At 68.9% G+C, this 1,449-nt stretch carries 3 protein-coding genes; all 3 read right to left on the bottom strand.

What is annotated here, in order from left to right; translation table 11 throughout:
- Positions 1–283: 283 nt before the first annotated feature.
- Genes crcB through AC1D01_RS34410 form a run of 3 tightly spaced genes read right to left on the bottom strand, consistent with a single transcriptional unit; the run spans position 284 to position 1,417 of the window.
- Entirely contained in the window at positions 284–685 is a 402-nt protein-coding gene (gene crcB, locus AC1D01_RS34420) for a fluoride efflux transporter CrcB (RefSeq protein WP_477873956.1), read from the bottom strand.
- Positions 682–1,164 (bottom strand): molybdenum cofactor biosynthesis protein MoaE, encoded by a 483-nt coding sequence (locus tag AC1D01_RS34415; RefSeq protein WP_477873954.1) that lies wholly within the window; start codon positions 1,162–1,164, stop codon positions 682–684. Before AC1D01_RS34415 ends, crcB begins: the two co-directional genes overlap by 4 nt.
- A 1-nt stretch (position 1,165) precedes the next feature.
- Entirely contained in the window at positions 1,166–1,417 is a 252-nt protein-coding gene (locus tag AC1D01_RS34410) for a MoaD/ThiS family protein (protein ID WP_477873952.1), read from the bottom strand.
- Positions 1,418–1,449: the final 32 nt, after the last annotated feature.

Here is a 1,449-nt window from a genome sequence, read left to right as displayed (position 1 = left end):
TCGCCGCCCAGCAGCAGCAGGTGGGCTTCGCCGGTGGTCGAGACCTGCCAGTCGCAGCGCAGCCGGCCCTGGGCCAGCCGCAGGAACACCTCGACCTTCAGCATGTCCTGCACGTTCACGGACTGCGCAAGCACGCTGAGCCGTCGCCGCCCCGTCGTCGCTGATGTCACTGGATTCACCTCTGCTGTATTCGAGACCGCCGAAGGAAACAAATCGTAACCAGGCTTTGTCGTCAAATAATGCAGAACCCGTCCTCAAAGGAGGAGGGGTGGATCGGGCGGGATCAGCCCAGTGCGAGGCGCGCGAGCCGATATCCCAGGCCGGCGCAGGCCAGCGAGCCCAGCACGTGGGCCAGCGTGTGGCCCGCCGCGAGCACCCATTCGTCGCGCTGGATCAGCGCGAGCGATTCGCCGGAGAACGACGAGAAGGTCGTCAACCCGCCAAGGAAGCCGGTCACCGCCAGCAGCCGCAGCAACTCGTTCGGGCTGCGCTGGAACCAGTACAGCGCGATGCCGATCAGCAGCCCGCCGGCACAGTTGACGAGCAGCGTGCCGAGCGGAAAACCCGCCCACTGCGCGTTCAGCCACAGGCCAGCCCACCAGCGCAGCAGCGCGCCGAAGACGGCGCCGGTGGCAACCGCGAGCACCTGCAACCAGGTGATTCCCGCCCCCACGCCGGCCGTCATGGCGCGAGGTTTCCGCTCGCGATGCCCCAGCGCTGCAGCGCGGCATCGTCGTGGCTGCGGGCATCGACCCAGCGCGCGCCCTGCGGCGTGTGCTCCTTCTTCCAGAACGGGGCTTGCGTCTTCAGGTAGTCCATCAGGAACTCGCAGGCCTGGAAGGCCTGGCCGCGGTGCGCCGACGTGACGGCCACCAGCACGATCTGGTCCTGCGCGTCGAGCACACCGACGCGGTGGATCACGCGGGCAGCGCGGATGTCGAAGCGGGCCAGCGCCGCATCGATCATCGCGTCGATCGAGGTCTCGGTCATGCCGGGGTAGTGCTCCAGCTCCATGCGGCTCACGTCGGTGCCGTCGCTGCGGTCGCGCACCGTGCCGACGAACGCGACCACCGCGCCGACGCCGCCGTCACCGGCGCGCAGGCGGGCCACCTCGGCGCCGAGGTCGAAGTCGTCGGTCTGGATCGAGACGCGCGTGGAGCCCATCTCAGCCTCCGGTCACCGGCGGAAAGAAAGCCAGCTCGGCGTTGTCGTGCAACGGCGCGGCTTCGTCGCACAGCACCTGGTCGAGGGCGCTGCGCACGGCCCTGGTTCGTGCCAGTGCCGTTGCGTGACGCTCGTCGCGTGCGATCAGCGCATCGCGCGCCGCGGCCACGTCGACGCCGTCTGGCAGCTCCAGCGTCTCGCCACTGCCCAGCGATTCGCGCAGCGATGCGAAATAGCGGATGCGCAGCTTCATGCGAGCAGCTCCGAGAACGGGAGGTACTGAAC

The organism is Rhizobacter sp. P3_B12, from assembly GCF_056402895.1.
Note: the sequence above shows the minus strand (reverse complement) of the source record. Positions and strands in the feature narration are given on the sequence as shown.